Source organism: Rhizobium sp. CB2179, assembly GCF_057653455.1.
This window is the reverse complement of sequence record NZ_CM172781.1, coordinates 2450722-2473031: the sequence shown is the minus strand read 5'-3', so window position 1 is coordinate 2473031 and position 22310 is coordinate 2450722. Positions and strand designations below refer to the sequence as shown.

The following is a 22310-nucleotide window of genomic DNA, read 5'->3' as shown; positions in this document are numbered from 1 at the left end:
GCGGGCAAGGCCCGTGCTCCGTCCGTCTGAAAATCCGTCGGCTGCACGTCAGCCGGCGATTCCGGGCCTCAGCCAGAAATACAGTTTGATCTGATCGGGCCTGTCGGAGAGGTGCGGGCCGCGCATGAACAATTCGCCGCCATTACGCTCGATCACGCGCCGCGAGGCATCGTTATCCTCGTTGCAGAGGATGACGAGGCGGTCGAGCCCTTCCTTCGATGCCAGTGCCAACAGCAGCCTCAACGCAGCGGTCGCGTGGCCGTTGCGCTGTTTCCACGGCACGACGGAATACCCGACATGACCCGACACCTCGGGCGGCAGCTCCTCTGTGCCCGCTTGAAAACGCAGGCTGATGCTGCCGCAGAATTCGCCGTCCCAGATCCAGAACAGACGGATGGTGAGAGGCGGCGATCCGGACCCGGCGTGCGGTTTGCCATCACGAATGAGATCGTCGAGGAACTTCGCCCGGTCCTGGCGCAGCCGCTGAAGTTCACCGCGAACATAGGTTTCGTCGCCTGCGCGGCGCGGATCGGGAGACCAGCCGGCGGCGAGCGCCGCTTCGAAGCCCGACAGGTTTTCCATATCCGGCGGCAGCAGGATGACGGGCCCGGCGGGCTTTGTTGTCTCTCCGGATGTCATTCCGCACCTAAAGCACGTCGCGATCTTTTAGATTCGCTCCTGACGCATCTTTCTATCCAACGCATGTCGTTATCGCAAAACGGCTGCGCACTATTGCGCGACATGCTTTAGGTTCGTGTCGCCCAACTGAGCGAGTCGACCATGACCGCGCAGACCAGCACGGCCGACCGGCGATCAAAAAAGCCCCCGCATCTTCATGCGAGGCTTGCTCTGATGCGTGGGCCGGATTACCGGCACTGGCGGCGCGGGCCATAATTCGGCTGATAGGTATTGTCATAGGCGCGGTATGACCGATAGCGGCTATAGCAGTATTCAGCATGCGAAGAACCATAGGCACGTGCGCGCGGCTGCGAAGCAATGATGCCGCCGAGGAGGGCGCCTGCTGCCAGGCCGCCGATGATGGCGCCGTTATTGTCATATCGGTTATCATATCGGCGATACCGGCGATCGTGACGGCGATCCCAGCCATAACGGTCGTCGCGGTCGTAGCGGCGATCGCGGTAGCTGCGGCGGTCGCGGTCTCGATCGTTGTCGCGGTCGCGGTTGCGGTAGGATCTGCGGTTATCGCCGTTGCCCGAGCAGACGATGGAGTAAGGGTTGCAGGCGACTGTCATGATCCGGGCATCGATACTTTGAGGCGCCGGCTGGGCCGATTGCATCGGGCTCGCCACGAAGGCCGGGGCCGCCGAGGCCGGCATTCCCGAGAAGGCCGTCGCTATCGACAGGGCAATGATGCCGAATTTGTTCATTTCACTCACCTTGGGTCAACGGATGTATTGGGGGATAACGCGGGGGAAGGGAATAGGTTTCATTTTGGGATCGGGAGGGATTATGTATGTGCGTATCTGCTAACGTACCGTGCTTTCATACATATAGAGCTGGTCGATAGGGGGCGAGGCGATTTGCTGGACGGCGTGACAGTCTACGGTGTCCCCGGGAGAGCCGCGTAACGGGCATTCGGGTATCAAAAAGCCCCGCATCTTCATGCGAGGCTTGCTCCAATGGAACGGGCCGGCTAGCGGCACTGGCGGCGTGGGCCGTAGTTCGGCTGGTAGGTATTGTCATAGGCGCGATAGGACCGATAACGGCTATAGCAATACTCCGCATGCGAACCAGAACTGTAGGCACGCGTGCGCGGCTGCGAAGCGATGATACCGCCGAGGAGGGCGCCGGCCGCCAGACCGCCGATAATGGCACCGGTATTGTCATGGCGGCGATACCGGCGATCATAGCGACGATCCCAGCCATAACGGTCGTCGCGGTCGTAATTCCGGTCACGATAGTGATTGCGGTTGCGATACCACCTGCGATTATTGCCGAACTGACCCGGGCAGTTCGTGAAGTTATTGCAGCCGACGGTCGTGATGCGGGCATCGGTGCTTTGAGACGTCGGCTGCGCCGATTGCACCGGGCTCGGCACAAAAGCCGGGCCTGCCGAGGCGGGCATTCCGGAGAAGGCCGTCGCTATCGACAGGGCAATGATGGCGATTCTGTTCATTTCACTCACCTTGGGTAAACGGATGTATCGAGGGGGTAACGCGGGGGAAGGGAATAGGTTTCATTTTGGGATGGAATGAGGCAAGGTATGTGCGCGATCACTAACGTAGGTAATAATAGGCCAAGGCGACAGGCCACCGGTCCTTCCGTCCGCAGTCGGTTCAACCCCAGACGCCGCCGCGTCGAGACTGGCCTGCCCGATCAGGTGGGAGCCGTGGGCTCGTGAGCCTTTCGACCAAGTCGTCACTGGGCGCTCCACCGTCATCTATCACACCAAAGCTGTCCGGAAGGCATGCACCCAATCCCGCGATGGTGGCGGATGAGGGCAGGCTTGACGCCAAGGGAAATGGAGAAGCTGCAGATAACTTGACGTCTCGCGCTATCAGGCTCACCTTCCGCCGGCCAGCAACCGAAGCTGGCTTTCGTCATGCACACCCTGGCGGTAAAGCTCGATGATGAGGGCGCCCAGGCGGTCGGCCTCCTTGCTCGATCTGTCGATCTTTAGCCCGCTACAGAGAGCTTCGTGGACACGCCTGCACACATCGAGGTCCTCGGAGGCGAGCGGTTCGTCACGCGTGCTGAACAGCTTGTCTGACATCGCAATCTGCCCTTTTTTGGATGCCGTGAATCGCTTTCGTGAAAAAAGATAATTTCGCGATCTTTGCTCTGCAAGATGGGCGAAGGTCCGAAATTCAAAAACAATTCGGGGCACGCACGGGAAGATGCGAGTGAGGGCGGCAGGGCATGGATATGAGACCGATAGGCTTGTCGACCGGATAGTGTGGGCGTGAGATCTACTTGGTTGCGGGGCCTTTGGCGTCTTGCTGCGACAGGCGCAGCTCTTTCAGCCGCTTGGTTTTTTCGAGGCGGGCCCGCTGCTCCGCCTCGATGGTTTCCTTGGCGGCGCGCTCGGTGTTTTCGAAACGATCCTGCCGGTAAGCCTTTGATGAGGGTTCACGTTCTCTTTTCATGGCCGCTAAACGCAAATCGACGAAAACGGTTTCATGGGAAAATGAGTCTCTGGCCGTCAATCGATCGACGTGGCCAGAACGCCGGCGTGCAGGATGGCAAGCCATCGTGGCAACCGGGCGCCTCATCGGCGCCCGGCAACATCACGGATCAGCCTTTGATGAAGGCGAGGATGTCGGGGTTTATGATGTCGGCATGGGTGGTGCACATGCCGTGCGGGAATTTCTCGTAGACCTTCAGCGTGGCGTTCTGCAGGAGCTTGGATGAGAGCAGGGCCGAGTCGGCGATCGGCACGATCTGGTCGTCGTCGCCGTGCATGACGAAGGTCGGCACGGTGATGATCTTCAGGTCTTCGGTGAAGTCAGTTTCCGAAAAGGCCTTGATGCCATCGTAATGCGCCTTGGCGCCGCCGATCATGCCCTGGCGCCACCAATTGTTGATGACCGGTTCCAGGACCTTCGCGCCCGGCCGGTTGAAGCTGTAGAACGGGCCGGCCGGCAGATCGCGATAGAATTGCGAGCGGTTGGCGGCGAGCTGCTTGCGCAGGTCGTCGAAGACTTCGATCGGCAGGCCGCCGGGATTGGCATCCGTTTTCACCATGAGGGGCGGCACGGCGCCGATGATCACCAGCTTTGCGACGCGGCCCTGCGGCTGGCCGTGCCGGGCGACATAATGGGTCGCTTCGCCGCCGCCGGTGGAGTGGCCGACATGGACGGTGTTCCTGAGATCGAGATGCTCGACGACGGCTGCGGCATCGGCGGCGTAGTGATCCATGTCGTGACCGTCGCCCACCTGGGTCGAGCGGCCGTGGCCGCGCCGATCATGGGCGACGACCCGGTAGCCCTTCTCAAGGAAGAACAGCATCTGGGCATCCCAGTCGTCGGAGCAGAGCGGCCAGCCGTGATGGAACATGATTGGCTGGGCGCTCTTCGGCCCCCAATCCTTGTAGAAGATCTCGACGCCGTCCTTGGTGGTAACCGTGCTCATCTTTTGGCTCCGTTGGTTGGGGTTGGTTGGATTAATGCGGTCAGAAGTTTGCGCTGTTGCCGGCAGAATTGGCGAGACCACGAGCGCCGTTGCGCCGGAGGCTGGGGGCAAGAAGGTCGCACTTGATCAACCGGCTCGGTATATGTTGAAGTGCTTATTGAATGCCTCTTTCTATTCTGTTGATATGACAGAAGTTTGTACGTCTCCGCGAGATGGGTATAGCACCCGCCCATTTCGCATGACGCGCGGGAGCCCGGGTGATCCTCGCCTGGCTGCTTTGCGCTGCGAACATTGTTTTAATCCACTGTATCTCGGCTGTCGGCCACCTCAGGCTAGTTCGTCACGGGCGAGACGAACGTCTGTAATGAGCCATCTTTTTATTATTCGTTCAATATATCCGTCCGGGTAGTTCAATATATCTGTCCGGGGTAGGTGTGTTCCCATTCTGCCGCCGTGCATGCCGCTGCTGGCGCGCACTTGAACGCGGTTCATCGCCCAACCATCTAATCCTCATACAACAGCGCCATGGCGGACCGTCGCAACCGCGACGGCTCCGCCGGCGGCGGGACGGCCGTTACTGCCGCCTGAGGATTCAATAATGGGTTACATGGACAAGCAGATAGCGCCTCAGAATGATGGGGCGCTGATCGATGCCTATTCGCAATCGATCGCAGCAGCAGTCGATACGGTCGGGCCAGCAGTCAGCCGGATCGAGAGGGTGGGAGGCCGGCAGGGGCAGGGGTCCGGCTTCGCGGTCTCGCCTGATGGCCTGATCATCACCAACAACCATGTCGTTGACGATGCCAAGGTCGTTCGCATCACCACGCCTGACGGTTTCGTTACCGAGGGCCGCGTGCTTGGCCGCGATGTGGATACCGATATCGCCCTCATTCGCGCCAATACAAGCACCGGCGCCTGGGCGAAGCTCGGAGATTCCCAGCGCCTGCGCAGGGGCCATATCGCGATCGCGATCGGAAACCCGCTCGGCTTCGAATGGACGGTTACGGCCGGTATCGTCTCGGCGCTCGGCCGGTCGATGCGGGCGGCCAGCGGCCGGCCGATGGAAGATGTCATCCAGACCGATGCGGCGCTCAATCCCGGCAATTCGGGCGGGCCACTGGTGTCTTCGGGCGGGGAGGTCATTGGCGTCAACACCGCCGTCATCCAGGGCGCGCAGAGCATCGCCTTTGCCGTGGCGTCGAATACGGCCAATTTCGTGGTTTCGGAGATTCTTCGCTATGGCCAGGTCAGGCGCGCCTTCATCGGCATAGCAGGCGATACGATCGTGCTGCCGCGCCGGGTGGCGCTTGCCGCAGGCACGGTGCAGACGACCTCGGTTCGCATCCGGCGCGTCGAAGCCGACGGGCCGGCGGCAAAGGGAGGGCTGCAGGAGGGCGATTATATTCTCGCCATCGATGGCAGCCCGGTCGGCGGCGTCGATGATATCGTCCGATTGATGGATGGCAGCAGGATCGGCACGGATACGGAAATCCTGGTGTTCTCGGTGGCGCGCCGGATCGAGAAGAAGATCTTGCTGCCGATGGCGCGGTCCTGACGCCGCGCTTCGGCGCCGTGACAAGACGTCACTTACGTCAGGCGCTGACCGCCTCCTGCTCGGTCCCCGAAAAATCCACTGCCGCAAAGGCTGCCGCCAATACCTCCGGCCCGGCGCCGCTTTTCGCCGCGTCGGTCGAGAGGATCTGGCGGTAGCGGCGGGCGCCCGGCAGGCCGGTGAAGAGGCCGACCATGTGGCGGGCCACGTGCTGTAGCCGGCCGCCGCTGGCGATGTGGCGTTCGGCATAGGTCATCATCCGGTCACGCAACGCCTCCCAGTCCGGCGCGCTCGCCGGCGCGCCGAAGAAGCGCTGGTCGATGTCGGCAAGGATCGCGGCATTCTGATAGGCGGCGCGGCCGAGCATGACGCCGTCGACATGGTCGAGGTGGGCTGCGGCTTCGTCGAGCGTGCGGATGCCGCCGTTGATGCCGATAAAGACGTCGGGCCAGCGCTGCTTCATCCGGTAGACGATCTCGTAGTCGAGCGGTGGGATCTCGCGGTTCTCTTTGGGGCTCAGGCCCTTCAGCCATGCCTTGCGGGCATGGATCCAGATCGCGTCGGCGCCGGCATCGAGAACGCGGCTGATCAGCTCGGGCAGCGCCCGTTCCGGGTCCTGCTCGTCGACGCCGATCCGGCATTTCACCGTCACCGGCGCGGTCGCGACTGCCTTCATCGCAGCGACGCATGCGGCCACCGTCTCCGGCGTCAGCATCAGGCAGGCGCCGAAAGTGCCCGACTGCACGCGGTCGGAAGGGCAGCCGACATTGAGGTTGATCTCATCGTAACCGTAGGGCTCGGCGATCTTCACCGCTTCGGCAAGCTTTGCCGGCTCCGATCCGCCGAGCTGCAGCGCCAGCGGGTGCTCGGCGGCGTCATGACCAAGCAGCCGATCGCGCGGGCCGTGGATGATCGCATCGGCCACCACCATCTCGGTATAGAGCAGCGCCTCGCGGCTGATCTGGCGGTGGAAATAGCGGCAATGCCGATCCGTCCAGTCGATCATCGGGGCGACCGCAAAAATCGGCCTCTTCTGCGTCATCGACGTTCCATTGTTCCTTGTTACCGCGCCGCAGTGCGGTGCCCCCGCCGCAGGGGCGGGCATCTATAAAGGGCGCATATAACACCTGCCAATGTGATCGACAAATGACCGCCGATCACCACAAACAGAAACGGCGCCCCTTGCGGAGCGCCGTTCATGCCGCCGAAGCGATGTCTGACTTACGAAGCCGAGATGTTGACAGCCTTCGGGCCCTTGCCCATGCGGTCCGGCTCGGTGTCGAAGGTAACCTGCTGGCCTTCGCGCAGCGACTGGATGCCAGAAGCCTGCAGCGCAGAGATATGGACGAAAACGTCCTTTGCGCCGCCGTCCGGCGTGATGAAACCAAAACCCTTGTCCTGGTTGAAGAATTTTACGGTGCCCTTGGTGGCCATTGGGATCGTCCTTTTCCCTTAGTCTGTGTAGTATCCGCGCCCCCGAGAGGAAGCGGACGGCTTTAGCTTTCGCCCCGATCGATTGGGACGAAGGGTCAGTCGGAGAAGTCACGTACGGGGAAAGAACGTCTACGTAGGCGGGTAGTCCCGCGCCGCCTTCCAAACGGAAGGGATTACCACATCAGTCCAGTCACCGGCATGCAAATGCCCGAGTAAGTCAATTCGTGCCAGCATTTCGGGCAAAAAGCAAGCGGGATTATTGTGCCATGCCCGCATCGATGTCGGGAAATGCCGAAGATTCAGATACTTGACGATGGGTTAACGGATTCTTGCACGGCTGTACCATATCGGGATTCCGTGCCGAAACGGGACACGGGCGGATTCGATAGCCGGACAGGGATTTGGTGGGGCGGCGGTCGGGGCGGCAGGCACACCGATCAATCTTCATGGTGAAGAGGATCGCAGAGTCTGCGCTCCAGTGTTCCTCGCGCCGTCTTTGCTCCGCCCTCATCCTTGTGCGCAGGCCAGAGGCCGGAGCCTCGGAGGACGGGAGCGGCCATCGGCGCCATTGCCTTCGATTTTGCATAGGGGCTTTGTGGAATGCAGGTAAGGAGCTTCCACGCCCGCCCTCGTGGTTCGAGACGGCCCCTTGGGCCTCCTCACCATGAGGGCTCTCTTTGGCGCCTGCAGCTTTTATTCTACCGCTAGTGCAATTGTCCGCTCCATCCTCGTTGTAGGCGAGCCCCCAAAGGCTTCCCACCTACTGCGCATCCCCCAGCAACCCGCTCAAGCTCCACGGATTATCACCCTTCTGGTTGGCGATGTCGTCGACCTTCCAGCCGCCGTGTTCGCGGACCAGGGTGTAGAAGAGCGTCACCTCTTCGCCGTTTTCGAACTGCACCTCCACCTCGGCCTTGTCATCCAGCAGGATCGGTTGGCCGATCCTGACGTCGCTCGCCGCCCCGTCCTGGCCTGCGATGACGGGATCGAAGTCGATCGCGCCGACATCGCCTTCCGGCGTGTTGTCGAGATCGGTCTGGAGCAGCTTGTTCAGGTGGTCGGAGAAAAACGTCGAATAGGGCGAGGGCGCCTCGGCGTCGCTGTTGTCGGTGTCGTAGCTGTAGAGCGCCTTGAGCAGCGCCTTCGGCATCTTGTAGGTCGCCGCCGATGCGGGCAAGGCTGCGAGCGTCAACGCGGCGAGGGCGAGGATGACTGTGGGCAGGCGCATGCGGACTCTCCTCGGATGAGCGGTGAATCATAGCGGAATCGGGCGCGGAGGTGGAGCGGCATTTTTGGAGGGGGCTTGGCCCGAACTCCCTCTTCTCCCCAGTGGGGAGAAGGTGGCCCGAAGGGGCGGATGAGGGGGCCGCACGGCACACCCTGATTGTTGATCTATTGCTCTTCGCTTATGCTCAGGGCATTCGCGGCTTTGCCGCTCACCCCCTCATCCGGCTGCCGCCACCTTCTCCCCGCTGGGGAGAAGAGATTCGTGGCGGCGCCTTGTTCCGACGCCACTCGGCGTCGCAGGCAATCCAGCCGTGGCCTAGATCAACGCCTCATGCGACAGCGCAAACGACGGCTCGAAGACGTCCTTCACGGCCAGCGTGAAATCGTGGCTGGTGATGTTTCCGGCCGCGTCATAGGCTTCCGCGGTGAAGGTCAGGCTGTGGGTGCTTTCGTAGTCGATCGCCGCCTTCGTCTGGATCTTGTTGCCGACGAGCTTGAAGATGCCGTCAGCATCATCGGTCAGCCGCCACTTGACCGCCCCACCTTCGGGATCGACGGCGGAGAGAAGGCCGACCGAGGTGCCGATCGCCATATTCTCGGAGACCGAGCTGCGCGAGAAGGCGAGATTGGTCGGCGCCTTGTTGACAGGTACTTCGTTGACGTCGAGGACATTGATCGTGATGTCCTTTTCGACCGTGACCTTGCCGTCGGAAACGGCAACCTTGATCGTGTGCGACTTGTCGGTCTCGTAATCCAGCGCCTTCGAGGTGACGATGCGGTCGCCCTTTATCCGGAAATGATCGTTGGCGCCGTCGAGCAGCGTATAGGTGAGGGCGTCGCCATCGGCGTCCTTGGCGCTGAGCAGGCCAACCGTGGTCCAGATCGGCGTGTCCTCTGAGAGGGCGGTCTTCGAAAGCTGGATATTGGTCGGCGCGGCATTGCCCTTAGGCGTAAAAGTTTCCGTGGCGAAATCGTAGACGCCGTCGGCAAAGCGCGCCAATTCGACGTCTGTCAGCGTATCCGTCCCTTCCCCGGCGCTCGTCAGGATGTGATCGCCATTATTCAATGCGAAGGAATAATTGGCGAAATTGCCGGAGAATATTGCCGTATCGATGCCGTCGCCGCCATTGATGGTGTCGTCGCCGGCGCCACCGGTCAATTTGTCATTGCCGGCATTGCCATTGAGGATATCGTTGCCGCCGTTGCCGTCGAAAATATCGTTGCCGTCGGTGCCTGTGAACTCGTCGTCGCCGCTGCCGGTCTTGACGTCAATGCCGAAGGCGTGGCCGTCGATGAATGATCCGAGATCTCCCAGCTCGTCGGAGAGATCGAGGTGGGCGCTGTCCGTCAGTGCCACTGAGGCGCGAAAATCGCCGAAGGGATCGGTCGACCAAACGATCTTGTCGAAGCTTTCGAGCTGCGCGCTCGATCCGGCAACCGACCATCCGGCCGTTTCAAGAATCTCGACGTTCTTGATCGTCAGGCCCTGGAGCGAGCTTATCTGCAGCGTATCGATCCCGGCGCCGCCATCGATCGTTCCGGAATTCATTGGGGCGAATGTCTCAAGAGTTATGGCATCGTTACCGTCGCCTGCATCGATATCAACCACTTCAGAGGCAAGGCCAAAAAGCTCACCATCGGAGATCGTATCGTTACCCGCGCCGCCTCTGATAACGTCGTTTCCAAGGTCGCCGGATATGTGGTCGTTGCCGTCACCGCCATTCAGCGTGTCATTGCCATTTCCGCCCTGGATCAGATCGTTTCCGGCGCCGCCGTTCAGCGTGTCTGCGCCGTCACCGCCATTGATGTTATCGTTGCCTGCGCCTGTCGTGATCGCATTATCGCCACTTGAGCCCGTCACATTTGCGGAGCCGGAGCCCAGTTCGTCGGCAAGGTCCACCGCCCCGGAATCCGAGACGACCAGATTGACCGCGATGAGAGGATTGATTTCGGAGTCGCGGATGACGTCGTAAGCTTCGAACTCAGCGCCGGTCTTGGTAATTGCGGCGCCGTTTGTGTCCAGGATATTCAGCGGAGTACCCGGCTCGGTGCTGTTGAGCGTGAAGGTTTCCGTCGCGAAGTCGTAAACGCCATCGGCAAAGCGCGCGAATTCGACGTCTGTCAGCCTATCCGTGCCTTCCAGCGCGCTCGTCACGACACGGCTGCCATTGTCGATCTCGAAGGAATATTCGGCAAAATTGCCGGCGAATGCCGCCGTGTCGATGCCGGCGCCGCCATTGATGGTGTCGTTGCCGTCGCCGCCGGTCAATTTGTCATTGCCGTCGTTGCCATTGATGAGGTCGCTGCCGCCGCTGCCGTCGAAAATGTCGTTGACGTCGCTGCCCGCAAACTCATCATTGCCGTCGCCGGTTTTGACGTCAATGCCGGAGAAGCCGCGGACAAGGGTCCCGAGATCTCCCAGTTCGTCGGAAAGATCGAGGTGGGCGCTATCCGTCACTACCAGTGAGGGGTCAAAATTGAAGACTGGATCGGTCGATCTGGCGATCTTATCAAAGCTTTCGAACTGTGCACTCGAACCGCTAACCCGAAAATCTGCCAATTCAAGCACTTCGACGTTCTTGATCGTCAGGCCCCGGAGCGCCGAGGCACGCAACGTATCGATCCCGGCACCGCCATCGATCGTTCCCGATATCAGTGGAGCGAATCTCTCAATGGTTATCAAATCGTCGCCGTCGCCGCCGTCAATGTCGACGATTTCTGACTGGAGGCTGCCATCAGGTCCGAGCACAAAGCCAAAACCACCATCAGTGATCCTGTCGTTGCCGTCACCGCCGATCAGTTTGTCGTTGCCGGCGTTGCCGTAGATCGTATCGTCGCCGCCGCCGCCGCTCAGCGTGTCCGCGCCTTCGCCGCCTGAGATGTTGTCGTTGCCGGCGCCCGTCGTGACCGTGCTGCCGCCGCTCGATACCGTCACGTTCGCCGATACCAAGCCCAACTCGTCGGCCAGATCTGCCGCCGAGGAATCGGAAACAGTGAGAGAGACAGGTGCGGAAGGGCTGGTTTCAGAGTCGCGGATAACATCGTAAGCTTCGAACTCAGCGCCGGTCTTGGTAACTGTGGCGCCGTTCGTGTCCAGAATATTCAAGGCCATATATATCTTTCCCCAAAAGATGCGTTGTACTCGGCAATATGAGACATCCCCGAAAAAACTGTTTTATTGCTCGGCGGACGACAACCCGTCGGGGATCTATGCCAATCCCTGATTAAGTTTTCAATGCAAAATTGTGTCTTTTCATTGCTTTTTTAATGAAAAACTAAGGATGAAATACTGGGGAAACGAATTTTAATTTGAGAACTCAAAGTCATGGTTTGGTTTCGTAAATAGTATTATCTTTCATTTTCGGGGCGGGATGCTCTCGCGAAAATTGTGTTTTCAGCGGGTTTGTCGGTAGCGCTGCGCCGCGCGACCATTCGCGTCACTATCGCAGGTTGGTGTTTGGCTTCGACTTGTTCAGACTTCCCGCGCGGAAGAACTACACGAGCTTGATGAGTCCTGCCTTCGTCGGCCTGAATCCACAGGCGCGGTAGAAGCTGGTCAGATGCGGTTCGAAATCGACATGCAGCCACTCGGCGCCGCGCTCCCCCGCAACCCGCGTCGCTTCCCTGACCAGCCGCGTCGCGATCCCCTGCCGGCGCATGTCAGGGTGAACCGAGGTGTCGAGGATGAAGGCATGGATGCCGCCATCCCAGGCGACATTGACGAAGCCGACGAGCCGGTCGTCCTGATAGGCGCCGATATGGGCGAGGCTGCGGGAGAGGATGGGGGTGAAATCGCGGTTGTGCGGGCTGCCCCAGGCGGCGGAAAAGAGCGCGTTCAGTTCGGCGGCGGAGGGGAAGGGGTCGATGCAAATTTCTGGCATGGGGAATTCCGTCTGTGGACACGCTGCAAGCCAGAAAGGCTGATCCATAAAATCGCCCATGGTGTCTCCAAAGCGATTGCCTAGACACGCACCCATGGTGTTAGCATCCGAGATTCGTCAACCGCGCCGATTACGAAAGGCGCGGCTGACCCAGCGACACACAAACCATCTTAAACCAGGCCGCCTGGTTGGCCGGTTTGTCGTTACCGCCCCGGCCGCCCAGTCTTCCCCTTCGTCCGCCCCTTGCGCTTCTGCTCGCCCGGGTCCTCATAGCTCCCCACGCCCGTCTTCCCACGCACGACCGGCCGCACGTCATCACGCTCCGGCTGGCCTTCGAGCAGCGGTGAAAACCGCTTCGTGCTTTTGGCGGCATCCGGCTTTTCCGGCAGTGCGCCGGTGACCGGCTTTTCGGTTCGGCCGACCGTCATTTCATCGAGGTCGTTCTTGCGGAAGAGGGTCTTCTTTGTGGGCTCGGCAATGTCGCGGCCCATCTCATCCAGAGCGGGTTTGCGGAAGAGGGGGGTGGTGGTGTCGGTGCCTGGGCCCATGTCGTCGAGGCTGGGTCTTGAGAAGTAGGAGGGGGTGGCCCCCTCATCCGTCCTGCCGGGCACCTTCTCGCCAGCTGGGAGAAGAGACTCGCGGGTCGCTTTGGCGTTCCGTCTGACGCCTTCCATCGCCTTCGACTCTTCTCTAGCCATCGGGTCGTCCATGACCGCCAGCTCTGCGGCCTTGAGGCGTTTGATTTCGTCGCGGAGGCGGGCGGCTTTTTCGAAGTCGAGGTCGGCGGCGGCGTCGCGCATGCTTTTTTCGAGCGCGTTGAGATGGGTCTGCAGGTTGTTGCCGACGAGGTTGCCGCCATCGGCGAAGCCCTTGCCCGAGGCGCCCGAGATATCGGCGCGGACGTGGTCGCGTTCGTAGACGGAGTCGAGGATGTCGTTGATCCTGGCCTTGACCGATTCCGGCGTGATGCCGTGTTCCAGGTTATAGGCCATCTGCTTTTCGCGGCGGCGGCCGGTTTCCTCCATCGCCCGCTTCATCGAGCCGGTGACTTGGTCGGCATAGAGGATGACCTTGCCGTCGACGTTACGCGCGGCGCGGCCGATCGTCTGGATCAGCGAGGTCTCCGAGCGCAGGAAGCCTTCCTTGTCGGCGTCGAGGATGGCGACGAAGCCGCATTCGGGAATGTCGAGGCCTTCGCGCAAAAGGTTGATGCCGACCAGCACGTCAAAGGCGCCGAGGCGGAGATCGCGGAGGATCTCGATACGCTCCAGCGTGTCGATGTCGGAGTGCATGTAGCGCACGCGTACGCCCTGCTCATGCAGATATTCGGTCAGGTCCTCGGCCATGCGCTTGGTCAGCACGGTGCAGAGAGTGCGATAGCCCTTGGCCGCGGTCTCGCGGATCTCGCCGAGAACGTCGTCCACCTGGCTGCGCGCCGAGCGGACCTCGACCGGCGGATCGATCAGGCCGGTCGGGCGGATCACCTGTTCGGCGAAGACGCCGCCGGACTGTTCCATCTCCCAGCCGCCCGGCGTGGCCGAAACGGCAATGGTGTCGGGGCGCATGGCGTCCCATTCCTCGAAGCGCAGCGGCCGGTTGTCCATGCAGGAGGGCAGGCGGAAGCCGTATTCGGCCAGCGTCGCCTTGCGCCTGAAGTCGCCCCGGTACATGCCGCCGATCTGCGGCACGGTGACATGGCTTTCGTCGATGAAGACGAGGGCGTTGTCGGGGATATATTCGAACAGTGTCGGCGGCGGATCGCCGGGGTCGCGGCCGGTGAGATAGCGGGAATAGTTCTCGATGCCCTGGCAGGAGCCGGTCGCCTCGAGCATTTCGATATCGTAGCGGGTGCGCTGCTCCAGGCGCTGGGCCTCCAGCAGGCGGCCGGCCTTCTCCAGCTCGGCGAGGCGAAGCCTGAGCTCCTCTTTGATCGACTTGATGGCGCCGTTCAGCGTCGGGCGTGGGGTGACATAGTGCGAATTGGCGTAGATCTTCACCGATTTCAGGTCGCCGACCTTCTGGCCGGTGAGCGGGTCGAACTCGGTGATGGCGTCGATCTCGTCGCCGAACATCGAGATGCGCCAAGCGGCATCTTCCAAGTGGGCGGGGAAGAGTTCGATCGTGTCGCCGCGCACCCGGAAGGAGCCACGGGTGAAATCCATGTCGCGGCGCTTGTATTGCTGGGCGACGAGGTCGGCCAGCAGCTGGCGCTGGTCGAGCCGGTCGCCGACCGACATCTGGAAGGTCATCGCCGTATAGGTTTCGACCGAGCCGATACCGTAGATGCAGGAGACCGAGGCGACGATGATGCAGTCGTCGCGTTCGAGCAGCGAGCGCGTCGCCGAGTGGCGCATGCGGTCGATCTGCTCGTTGATCGAGGATTCTTTCTCGATATAGGTGTCGGAGCGCGGCACATAGGCTTCCGGCTGGTAATAATCGTAGTAGGAAACGAAATATTCCACCGCATTGTCGGGGAAGAAGTTCTTGAATTCGGAATAGAGCTGGGCGGCCAGCGTCTTGTTCGGCGCCAGGATGACGGCCGGGCGCTGCGTTGCCTCGATCACCTTGGCCATGGTGAAGGTCTTGCCGGAGCCGGTGACGCCGAGCAGCACCTGGCTGCGGTCGCCATTCTCCAGTCCCTCGACGAGGTCGCGGATGGCTGTGGGCTGGTCGCCGGCCGGCTCGTAATCCGACTGCATGCGAATGGCGATGCCGCCTTCTGACTTGTCGGGCCGGGCAGGGCGGTGCGGCGTCCAGATCTTGCCGTTCTTGTGCAGCGGATTGCCGCTCTCGATCAGCGCCGACAGCGCCTCGACCGTGGCGGTGACGGCAGTGCCGGCCTGCAGCGACGAGGCCTCCTCCAGCGTCGTATCCATGCCGGAGACGGGATTGAGGCCGGCGGCCGCGCGCGTCTTCGGGTCGGTCGAGCCGCCCATGGAGGTGCCGCGCGCCGATTTCGACGCGCTGACGCCGCCGTCGCTGGTTTTCGTCCTGGCGGCGATTTCCACCTTCTTGCGATGTTTGCCGGCCTTGGAGGCGATCTGGCGCTGGGTCTCGACGCCCGAGGTTTCGGCATCGGCCTCCAGCTGCTTCACCCAATCGGCAACCGAGCCTGAGAGGGGGGCTCCCTCAAAAGACGATTGAGGGGCTTCCTCGAAGCCATTCGGGGCGGGGGATTTCTTCGGAGATTTGGCCATGGCGCGAATATGGAGAGAGTCAGCGCGAAAGTGAAGAGGGAAAGAGTACAAAAGGGAAACGAATGAATCGTTCGGATTTTTGAATAGTGGGGTGGTGTCTCTTAAGGGCGCTAACCTCGCCTTACCACTACGTCGGGTGTTCTTCCGCCGGTCTCCCAATGACCAAGCCGAGCATATCATCAAGCCGAACGCTGGTCCGCCGGCCCCTCCAGCCGCGCGAGGTTCAACGCACTGTTGATCAACCCGACATGGCTGAAGGCCTGCGGGAAGTTGCCGAGCATGCGGCGGGCGGCGGGATCATATTCTTCCGCCAGAAGCCCGACATCGTTGCAGATAGAAAGCAGCCGCTCGAACAGGCGCAGCGCATCGTCGCGGCGGCCGATCATGCCGAGGGCGTCGACGAGCCAAAAGCTGCAGGCGAGGAACGCGCCTTCGCCTGGCGGCAGGCCGTCGTCCACCTCCTGCGTCTCGTAGCGCAGCAGCAGGCCATCACGCAGCAGCCTGCGCTCGATCGCCTCGACTGTCGCGACATAGCGCGGATCATCAGGCGGGATGAAGCCGACCATGCCGAGATGCAGCAGGCTGGCATCAAGCGCCTTGGAGCCGTAGGCCTGCACGAAACAGCCGAGTTCGGGATCGAAAGCCTTCTCGCAAACCTCGGCATGGATGTGATCTGCGAGCGTGCGCCAGCGTACGGCGGCCTCGGGCTCGCCGTCCGCCTCGGCAATCTGGACGGCGCGGTCGAAGGCCACCCAGGCCATGACCTTCGAATAGGTGAAATGCTGGCGTTGGCCGCGCACCTCCCAGATGCCTTCATCGGGCTCCACCCAGATTTTTTCGAGAAAGGGCAGAATGGCCGCCGCCAGTTCGCGTTCGCGGTGATGCGGCGGAAGCCCGCCCTTGCGGGCCTGCAGCATGGCGTCGGCCACCTCGCCGTAAACGTCGAGCTGCACCTGTTCGGCGGCGGCATTGCCGATGCGCACGGGTGTCGAGCCCTCGTAGCCACTCAGCCAGGGAACCTGCCATTCCAGCAGGTTTCGCTCGCCGGCGACGCCATACATGATCTGTATCTGCGCCGGGGCGCCGGCGACCGCGCGCAGCAGCCACTTGCGCCAGGCGCTGGCTTCCTCGTAATAGCCGAGTTTCATCAGGGCGAGCAGGGTCAGCGTCGCGTCGCGCAGCCAGCAATAGCGGTAGTCCCAGTTGCGTGGCCCGCCGATCTTTTCCGGCAGGGAGGTTGTCGCCGCGGCGACGATGCCGCCGGTCGGCATGTAGGTCAGCGCCTTCAGCGTGATGAGCGAGCGTTTGACCTGTTCCGTCCAGCGGCCCACTTTCGGGCAGGTCGCGGCAAAGGATAACCAGAATTCCTCCGTGTCCGGCAGCGCATATTCCACCTGCCGCTGAGCCGGCTGCGGCATATGCGAAGGAGACCAGGTCAGGGTGAAGATCTGGCTCTCGCCAGCGGCAAGCTGGAAGGAGCCGACCGTGCTCAGGCCGCGGCCTTCGAGCGGGACGGCGCAATTCAGGGTTAGCCTGTCCGGGCCGGCAATGGCGGTGATGCCGCCATCCTCGCCATGCGTGACCCAGGGAACGGTTCGGCCGTAATCGAAGCGAAGGTTGAGCTCCATATCGAAGGCGACAGTGCCGCTCTTGCCCTCGACGATGCGCATCAGATCGCTCGTGCCATCGCGAAGCGGCATGAAGTCGATGAGAACGGCGGTGCCGGTCTCGGTCTGAAACTCGGTTTCGAGAATGAGCGTATCGTTGCGGTAGCGGCGCGTGACGCGGACATTTTCACCTGACGGTGACAGCGACCAGAAGCCGTTATCCTCGGCGCCGAGCAGGGCGGCAAAACAGGCGGGGGAATCGAAGCGCGGAAAACAGAGCCAGTCGATCGAGCCGTTCTTCGAGACGAGTGCGGCGGTTTCGCAATCGCCGATGAGCGCGTAGTCCTCAATGGGTACCGACACCGGAGCCTCCTTTGCATAGCAGTCGGGCTTTTAGGTAGAGGCCGTGCGCGGAGGTCAAGCGCGGAAACTAACGGGGCGGTAGGCGTGCCGGCTATCGTGCAAACTCCGGATATCAATTGTGGGAAGACCGCAGCTTTGACTGCCGCGCTCTGACGGATGATATCTCCACTGAAAGCGCGTTTCCCTTGTTCGCCATTGCCCAGGTGAATTCCGACGACCGCCGGGCGTCCGTCGTCGCTCGTGGTCAAGAGCGGACCTCCACTAGCGCCACTGCCGCAGTCGCAAAGGTGGCGAAGCTCAGGACCACCGGTCGGACTGACTTGACACAGGCTGAGGACGATTTGGTTACGGTCGCTTACGAAGCCGGCAAACCGAGCCGGAAAGCGGCGCGCCCTCAAAAGACGATTGAGGGGCCTCCTCGAAGCCATTCTGGGCGGGGGATTTCTTCGGAGATCTGGCCATGGCGGGAATATGGAGAGTCAGCGCGGAGGGAAGAGGGAAAGAGTACAAAAGGGAAACGAACTGTGTGTTCGGAAGATGGAATAGTTTACAAACTTATGGCGCTGCGAGCCGACGCACCCGCCCCGCCCTTCGAGGCCCCTTGCGGGGCGCCTCAGGGTGAGGCTCTCTTGAGCGTTGGCGCGGCATCCTCCAGCGCCGGCTATCGGCTACGGCATGCTCCAACGCCCCTCATGCTGAGGTGCGCAGCCCTCAGGGCGAAGCCTCGAAGCACGCGCCGCAGCGTGGCTGCTGGCAGCCATTGCTTTAGCCTGGAATGGATTACCGGCGCCCGTGATGTCCGGCGGCGATCATTCGGCCCAATACTGGAACCGAGATCGGTCTCCCGCAGTTAGTTTCCCAGTCACTTCACTTCTAGGTGCAACTGCCATTAGCGACCATTCTGCCTTCTGGGAAACCCCCATCTCGATCGACCTTGATACCGGAGAGCGGCTGGTTCTGCGCTCACCGCAGGATGCGCTTTATGCACTCGTCTCCGACTGGCCGGTCAATGGCGGCGTCCACCAGCAAAGGGCGATCGATTTTTGCCGCGCCTGGCTTGCCGGGCGGATGCCGGCCGAGACGGTGCGGCAGGCTTTCATCCTGGCCGCGTTGGAAGCCGGCGTTACGATCAATGATGATGAAGATGAAGACGGGGCCGGAAGCTCTGTTGTGAACCCTTCAGTGTAGGTGTGCCGACACTGATATATCCACGTCACGCGGCCGGCATCCTGCAGTCGCAACAATATTCCTATGATGTATTGCAAATATTATTCTCGCTGTGTTTGTAGGAATACGCAGCGTTTATTTGCGCTCCGATTCTTTTAGGGATTCAGCTGAATGAAAATGAAAGTCCTTGTTTGCGTCGCGCTGCTGGCTCTCGCCGGCTGCAATGCGCCGGTGTCGCAATCCGTTGCGGATTCCCAGCGTCCTCCCTCGAGTGACGTCCGGCAGAATTTCATCAACATCGTGTTCAAGAGAAGCTACAGGCACGAAGCAGGAGAAGTCGTATGGGCCCGCATTTCCAGCGTGGTGGTGCTTGAACCTGAGAAAAAGATCTATGCTTACTGCGTGCGTTTGGTGGCCAAGCGCGGCTGGGGAGACTGGGCCTACCTCGGCGTCTCCTTCACGGATGGCAAAATATTAGGGGCGACGGTGAATGACGATCGCTGCCGCGACAAGCGGCTGCGCTACTACCCGTTTCCTGAGCTGACCGGCATGAAGACCTGACGCAGGGCGAAGGTTCCGGCCGCGTCGTCGTTCAAGGCTTTGTTGAGCGGCGGCGCGACGGCGGCGTTGGGGGGCGGCACCTCCAGCCTTCTTCATGCTGCGGTGCGCAGCCTGCAGGGCGGAGCAATGGCATAGAGATAAGCCATGTTCGTTTCCGGAAGATTAATTGGCTTGCAATCTGACGAGTTCGGCAACCACAGCGTGAGAAACAGCGGCTGCCACGTTGAGGACAGATAGACGCTGGGAAGAGGTTGGCAGCTCAGCGCTTGGCCAGCACTCGTGCCTGCACCGGCTGCTCAATCCCCTTGAGCACAAGCATGCGGGTTTCGGCGCCTGCCGCAAGGTCGGCGGCCTTCGCGGCTGTTTCGGAGGAGATCAGGATCTCGCCGGCGGCGGCCTGGGATTCGAGCCTTGCGGCCTGATTGACAACGCCGCCGATGGCGGTGAAATCGCTGCGAAAGCTTGAGAATTCGCCGATCTGGACCTCACCGGAATGGATGCCGACGCCGACGCCGAGGGTGCGGCCGGGTAATGCCTCGAGCACCAGACCGCTTAGCGCGGCGGCGCAGTTTCGCTGGATCTCCTGCGCGGCCAGGATCGCGGCGCCGGCGTGATCCTTTCTGACGATCGGAAAATTGAAGATCGCCATCAGGCCGTCGCCCATCTGCTTGTTGACGATGCCGTCATGCGCCCAGATCGCCTGCGCGCAACGATCCTGAAACAGGCTGACGATCTCGCTCAGCTGCACCGCCTCGATGCGCTCCGAAAGATCCGTGAAGCCCCTGATATCGGCAAAGAGGATGGTGGCGTCAACGGTGATCTGGCGCTGCTTCTTGACGTACTGGAAGGAGCGTTCGCAGATCGTGCAGATATCCGGGTTCATCTTGCTGCGGGTGATGCCGAGGGCGCGGAAGGGCAGGGCAAGTGGACCGCCGATCGGGATCGGCACATGCATCTGGTCCCAGCAGCCGCGACAAATCCTGGCGCTGCCGTGCCTGGTTGGCTCACTCGATGAGGCTGTCGTCATGTCGCGCAATCCATCGCCTGATAACCAAGAAATAAGCTTCCGATACTCGCCTGCTTTTTGCAACTCTGCTGATGGTCTGGGGTGACGATGACCTGAAGTATTTCATATCGAATTATGATGCGTTCATTTTGTTGAGGATGTCGAAACCCATCTTGCAAAATGCTATTCCCGGTAGATAAATTCGATCCAGTGTCATCGCCTTGTCTACAAGGTGCAGTCGATACTTTTTTAGCGAGAAGTTTGGATGACGTCTGAAGAATTGCGCAGATCGGAATATGCCTACAACAAACGTAAATTGCTCCTGATCTTCCTGGTTATAGTTGCCATCACGGCAGGAATCATTTGGCTAGGCTTCCATCCACCTGGGGATAAGGACCCTCGTGTGGCTTGGTTCTTCGTGGTGCCGGGTGCAGCGTTTTTTGGCATCCTAGCATTGCTGCTGCTGCCCAAGCTATTCTCCGTGGAGCCGGGACTCGTCATGTCGACGGCCGGAATCCGTTTGCCGAATTTCTCCGGCCAGATACTGCCGTGGTCTGCCATTCAAAGCATTGGCAGAGTCCAGACCAAATATGCGGATAACATCATTCTTCACCTTGATCCCACTGCCGCCAGGACCTTGGTCAGACGGGGGCTGACGAGCCGGCTGCCGGAATGGTTTGTTGGTTCACGCGCCAAGGTCGGCGTTGCTCTGAAGCTCTTGCGGGGCAATTCGGACAGGATATTCGATGAGTTCGTCGAATTGCTGTCCGAAGCTTACGAAGCCGAACGCCAAACCATGCAGGAAGATGGCTCGACCGCCCCGGATGATGAAGACGAAGCGTTGGAACCCGCTCTCAACAGCGGCGGGCATCCTATATTCACCTACATTCTTCTCGCCACTCTGATTGCGGTCTATGCCGGCGAACTAACCTTCGGTCTCGAGCCGCCCGTCGCCGGCACTCCCACCAATTGGACTCTCTTCGTCCTCGGTGGGACGTTTCGTCAAAGCATTGTCGAGCATGGTCAATGGTGGCGGCTGTTTACCGCGCCCTTCATGCATGGAGGTTTCCTCCATCTCGCGTTCAATTGCGTTTCCTTATGGTTGGCAGGAGGGCTCTTTGAACGGCTGATCGGCTGGCGCTGGTTTGCAGCGATTTTTTTCGCAAGCGCGCTTGGCGGGTCTGTCGCATCGGTGTGGATCAATGCGCCGAACACGATCGGGGTCGGCGCCTCCGGCGGGATTGTCGGTCTTTTTGCAGCCGTGATCGCTGCCAGCTTCCGTTTCCGCTCAGGGCCGATTGCAGATACCCTGCGGATCGGGGCAGCTCAAATTCTGATTCCCTCGCTGCTGCCATTCCTTTCGGCAGCAAGAGGCGGTGAGAACATCGATTATGCCGGACATTTCGGCGGCGCCTTGACCGGGGCCGCGCTATCGTCGCTGCTGTTGGCTTTCTGGCCGAGAGAACGCCCGACGCCTCGTTTCGGCGCCGCGGCAACAGCCTTCAGCACTCTGTTCGTTATTATAGCGGCGGCGTCGCTTTGGCCGATCAGCAACACACGTCAATTCATCGTCAATGACCCCATGGCGAACTATTTCGCAGGAAAGTACGAGCAAGCCGCTACAGGGTTCGCCATTAGGACAACCGAGAATCCCCCGACGGCTCCCTATTATCATCTCTGGCGCTTTATGGCTCAAAGCCGGGGCAATGATACAAAGGCAATCGCCGATCTCAAGATCGCGGCCAGTAAAACCGACCAGGGAACATGGCCCTATCCCGTTTTCAGTCTCTTTCTCGGCGATTTGAAACCAGATGAACTGATGGCGAAGGCGGCCGATAGCAACCAGCGTTGCGAGGCCACATTTTACAATGGCGAATGGTATCTGTTGGGCGGCAACACCCAGGAGGCGCGCCGACGTTTCGAGGCCGCCTTGTCCTCCTGCCCCACGACATACATGGAATATGACGGCGCGAAGGGTGAATTGAACAGCCTCGGCGTGCAGTAATTCTGTGCCCGCTCGGGCCCGAAACCGACCGGGATCGGGAAAAGGCGGATGAATTCGCCAGTATCGATCACACCGCCGTGGCAGGCGGCAGACGTCTGCTTTATCTGTGTGATCGACAGCATCGCTAAGTTGAATATCGCGAGCGCCGACGATAGCATCGCGGCAGGACATACTGTAGAATATTTTTAGTAATACATTCGCTCTCCAGGAAAGACCGG

Annotated in this window: 19 protein-coding genes; 5 read left to right on the top strand and 14 right to left on the bottom strand. The window is 60.8% G+C overall.

The genetic code is table 11. From position 1 onward, the window contains the following. Positions 1-48: 48 nt before the first annotated feature. The 6 genes from AC244Q_RS12360 to AC244Q_RS12335 all read right to left on the bottom strand — a co-directional run bounded on the left by AC244Q_RS12360 (position 49) and on the right by AC244Q_RS12335 (position 4092). A complete protein-coding gene (locus AC244Q_RS12360; RefSeq protein WP_128407161.1) occupies positions 49-639 on the bottom strand; it encodes a GNAT family N-acetyltransferase in 591 nt (196 codons plus the stop codon). A gap of 227 nt (positions 640-866) precedes the next feature. Next, the gene (locus AC244Q_RS12355) at positions 867-1388 is read right to left on the bottom strand and encodes a BA14K family protein (RefSeq protein WP_012757968.1); all 522 of its coding nucleotides are present in this window, start codon (positions 1386-1388) and stop codon (positions 867-869) included. A gap of 266 nt (positions 1389-1654) precedes the next feature. Further along, on the bottom strand, positions 1655-2137 hold the full coding sequence (locus AC244Q_RS12350) for a BA14K family protein (protein WP_128407160.1): 483 nt from the start codon (positions 2135-2137) through the stop codon (positions 1655-1657). A 387-nt stretch (positions 2138-2524) separates the two neighbouring features. Continuing rightward, on the bottom strand, positions 2525-2734 hold the full coding sequence (locus AC244Q_RS12345) for a hypothetical protein (RefSeq protein WP_017994460.1): 210 nt from the start codon (positions 2732-2734) through the stop codon (positions 2525-2527). Positions 2735-2930: 196 nt separating this feature from the next. Continuing rightward, on the bottom strand, positions 2931-3212 hold the full coding sequence (locus AC244Q_RS12340) for a hypothetical protein (RefSeq protein ID WP_020486993.1): 282 nt from the start codon (positions 3210-3212) through the stop codon (positions 2931-2933). A 43-nt stretch (positions 3213-3255) separates the two neighbouring features. Beyond that, positions 3256-4092 carry an alpha/beta fold hydrolase gene (locus AC244Q_RS12335; RefSeq protein ID WP_017994458.1) on the bottom strand — a complete coding sequence of 279 codons (837 nt, stop codon included), beginning with the start codon at positions 4090-4092 and terminating at the stop codon, positions 3256-3258. A gap of 598 nt (positions 4093-4690) precedes the next feature. Between AC244Q_RS12335 and AC244Q_RS12330 the strand changes: the two genes are divergently transcribed. Then, entirely contained in the window at positions 4691-5647 is a 957-nt protein-coding gene (locus tag AC244Q_RS12330) for a S1C family serine protease (RefSeq protein WP_128407159.1), read from the top strand. A gap of 37 nt (positions 5648-5684) precedes the next feature. Here AC244Q_RS12330 and dusA read toward each other — a convergent pair whose 3' ends face one another. The 7 genes from dusA to AC244Q_RS12295 all read right to left on the bottom strand — a co-directional run bounded on the left by dusA (position 5685) and on the right by AC244Q_RS12295 (position 17353). Continuing rightward, positions 5685-6686, bottom strand: a complete 1002-nt coding sequence (gene dusA, locus AC244Q_RS12325; RefSeq protein WP_128407158.1) for a tRNA dihydrouridine(20/20a) synthase DusA — start codon at positions 6684-6686, stop codon at positions 5685-5687. Between the two features lie 179 nt (positions 6687-6865). After that, positions 6866-7078 carry a cold-shock protein gene (locus tag AC244Q_RS12320; protein ID WP_003540801.1) on the bottom strand — a complete coding sequence of 71 codons (213 nt, stop codon included), beginning with the start codon at positions 7076-7078 and terminating at the stop codon, positions 6866-6868. A 760-nt stretch (positions 7079-7838) separates the two neighbouring features. Then, positions 7839-8306, bottom strand: a complete 468-nt coding sequence (locus tag AC244Q_RS12315; RefSeq protein ID WP_128407157.1) for a DUF3828 domain-containing protein — start codon at positions 8304-8306, stop codon at positions 7839-7841. 315 nt (positions 8307-8621) lie between these two features. Next, complete coding sequence (locus AC244Q_RS12310) at positions 8622-11417, bottom strand: metal-binding protein (protein WP_128407156.1); 2796 nt, start codon at positions 11415-11417, stop codon at positions 8622-8624. Between the two features lie 382 nt (positions 11418-11799). Beyond that, positions 11800-12186 carry a GNAT family N-acetyltransferase gene (locus AC244Q_RS12305; RefSeq protein WP_026157400.1) on the bottom strand — a complete coding sequence of 129 codons (387 nt, stop codon included), beginning with the start codon at positions 12184-12186 and terminating at the stop codon, positions 11800-11802. A gap of 203 nt (positions 12187-12389) precedes the next feature. After that, positions 12390-15383 (bottom strand): excinuclease ABC subunit UvrB, encoded by a 2994-nt coding sequence (gene uvrB, locus AC244Q_RS12300; protein WP_128407155.1) that lies wholly within the window; start codon positions 15381-15383, stop codon positions 12390-12392. Positions 15384-15562: 179 nt separating this feature from the next. Beyond that, positions 15563-17353, bottom strand: a complete 1791-nt coding sequence (locus AC244Q_RS12295) for a glycoside hydrolase family 15 protein (RefSeq protein ID WP_113545897.1) — start codon at positions 17351-17353, stop codon at positions 15563-15565. 795 nt (positions 17354-18148) lie between these two features. Here AC244Q_RS12295 and AC244Q_RS12290 point away from each other — a divergent pair. Together AC244Q_RS12290 and AC244Q_RS12285 are read left to right on the top strand one after the other, a co-directional pair. Continuing rightward, positions 18149-18541, top strand: coding sequence for a DUF982 domain-containing protein (locus AC244Q_RS12290; RefSeq protein ID WP_012757952.1), 393 nt, complete (start codon positions 18149-18151; stop codon positions 18539-18541). 150 nt (positions 18542-18691) lie between these two features. Then, positions 18692-19081: a hypothetical protein gene (locus AC244Q_RS12285; protein ID WP_012757951.1), complete on the top strand. Its 390-nt coding sequence runs from the start codon at positions 18692-18694 to the stop codon at positions 19079-19081. A 259-nt stretch (positions 19082-19340) separates the two neighbouring features. Here AC244Q_RS12285 and AC244Q_RS12280 read toward each other — a convergent pair whose 3' ends face one another. Beyond that, positions 19341-20108 carry an adenylate/guanylate cyclase domain-containing protein gene (locus AC244Q_RS12280; protein WP_026157398.1) on the bottom strand — a complete coding sequence of 256 codons (768 nt, stop codon included), beginning with the start codon at positions 20106-20108 and terminating at the stop codon, positions 19341-19343. A gap of 244 nt (positions 20109-20352) precedes the next feature. Between AC244Q_RS12280 and AC244Q_RS12275 the strand changes: the two genes are divergently transcribed. Together AC244Q_RS12275 and AC244Q_RS12270 are read left to right on the top strand one after the other, a co-directional pair. Then, on the top strand, positions 20353-22092 hold the full coding sequence (locus tag AC244Q_RS12275; RefSeq protein WP_128407154.1) for a rhomboid family intramembrane serine protease: 1740 nt from the start codon (positions 20353-20355) through the stop codon (positions 22090-22092). A 48-nt stretch (positions 22093-22140) separates the two neighbouring features. Then, entirely contained in the window at positions 22141-22281 is a 141-nt protein-coding gene (locus AC244Q_RS12270; RefSeq protein ID WP_017994448.1) for a hypothetical protein, read from the top strand. Positions 22282-22310: the final 29 nt, after the last annotated feature.

Coding starts and splice junctions, on each gene's coding strand:
- AC244Q_RS12340 (WP_020486993.1), bottom strand. CDS start 3,212: ATGGCTTGCCATCCTGCACGCCGGCGTTCTGGCCACGTCGATCGATTG.
- AC244Q_RS12310 (WP_128407156.1), bottom strand. CDS start 11,417: ATGGCCTTGAATATTCTGGACACGAACGGCGCCACAGTTACCAAGACC.
- AC244Q_RS12290 (WP_012757952.1), top strand. CDS start 18,149: ATGTCCGGCGGCGATCATTCGGCCCAATACTGGAACCGAGATCGGTCT.
- AC244Q_RS12350 (WP_128407160.1), bottom strand. CDS start 2,137: ATGAACAGAATCGCCATCATTGCCCTGTCGATAGCGACGGCCTTCTCC.
- AC244Q_RS12270 (WP_017994448.1), top strand. CDS start 22,141: ATGAATTCGCCAGTATCGATCACACCGCCGTGGCAGGCGGCAGACGTC.
- AC244Q_RS12320 (WP_003540801.1), bottom strand. CDS start 7,078: ATGGCCACCAAGGGCACCGTAAAATTCTTCAACCAGGACAAGGGTTTT.
- AC244Q_RS12285 (WP_012757951.1), top strand. CDS start 18,692: ATGAAAATGAAAGTCCTTGTTTGCGTCGCGCTGCTGGCTCTCGCCGGC.
- AC244Q_RS12315 (WP_128407157.1), bottom strand. CDS start 8,306: ATGCGCCTGCCCACAGTCATCCTCGCCCTCGCCGCGTTGACGCTCGCA.
- AC244Q_RS12335 (WP_017994458.1), bottom strand. CDS start 4,092: ATGAGCACGGTTACCACCAAGGACGGCGTCGAGATCTTCTACAAGGAT.
- AC244Q_RS12305 (WP_026157400.1), bottom strand. CDS start 12,186: ATGCCAGAAATTTGCATCGACCCCTTCCCCTCCGCCGCCGAACTGAAC.
- AC244Q_RS12280 (WP_026157398.1), bottom strand. CDS start 20,108: ATGACGACAGCCTCATCGAGTGAGCCAACCAGGCACGGCAGCGCCAGG.
- AC244Q_RS12330 (WP_128407159.1), top strand. CDS start 4,691: ATGGGTTACATGGACAAGCAGATAGCGCCTCAGAATGATGGGGCGCTG.
- AC244Q_RS12345 (WP_017994460.1), bottom strand. CDS start 2,734: ATGTCAGACAAGCTGTTCAGCACGCGTGACGAACCGCTCGCCTCCGAG.
- dusA (WP_128407158.1), bottom strand. CDS start 6,686: ATGACGCAGAAGAGGCCGATTTTTGCGGTCGCCCCGATGATCGACTGG.
- AC244Q_RS12355 (WP_012757968.1), bottom strand. CDS start 1,388: ATGAACAAATTCGGCATCATTGCCCTGTCGATAGCGACGGCCTTCTCG.
- AC244Q_RS12360 (WP_128407161.1), bottom strand. CDS start 639: ATGACATCCGGAGAGACAACAAAGCCCGCCGGGCCCGTCATCCTGCTG.
- AC244Q_RS12275 (WP_128407154.1), top strand. CDS start 20,353: ATGACGTCTGAAGAATTGCGCAGATCGGAATATGCCTACAACAAACGT.
- uvrB (WP_128407155.1), bottom strand. CDS start 15,383: ATGGCCAAATCTCCGAAGAAATCCCCCGCCCCGAATGGCTTCGAGGAA.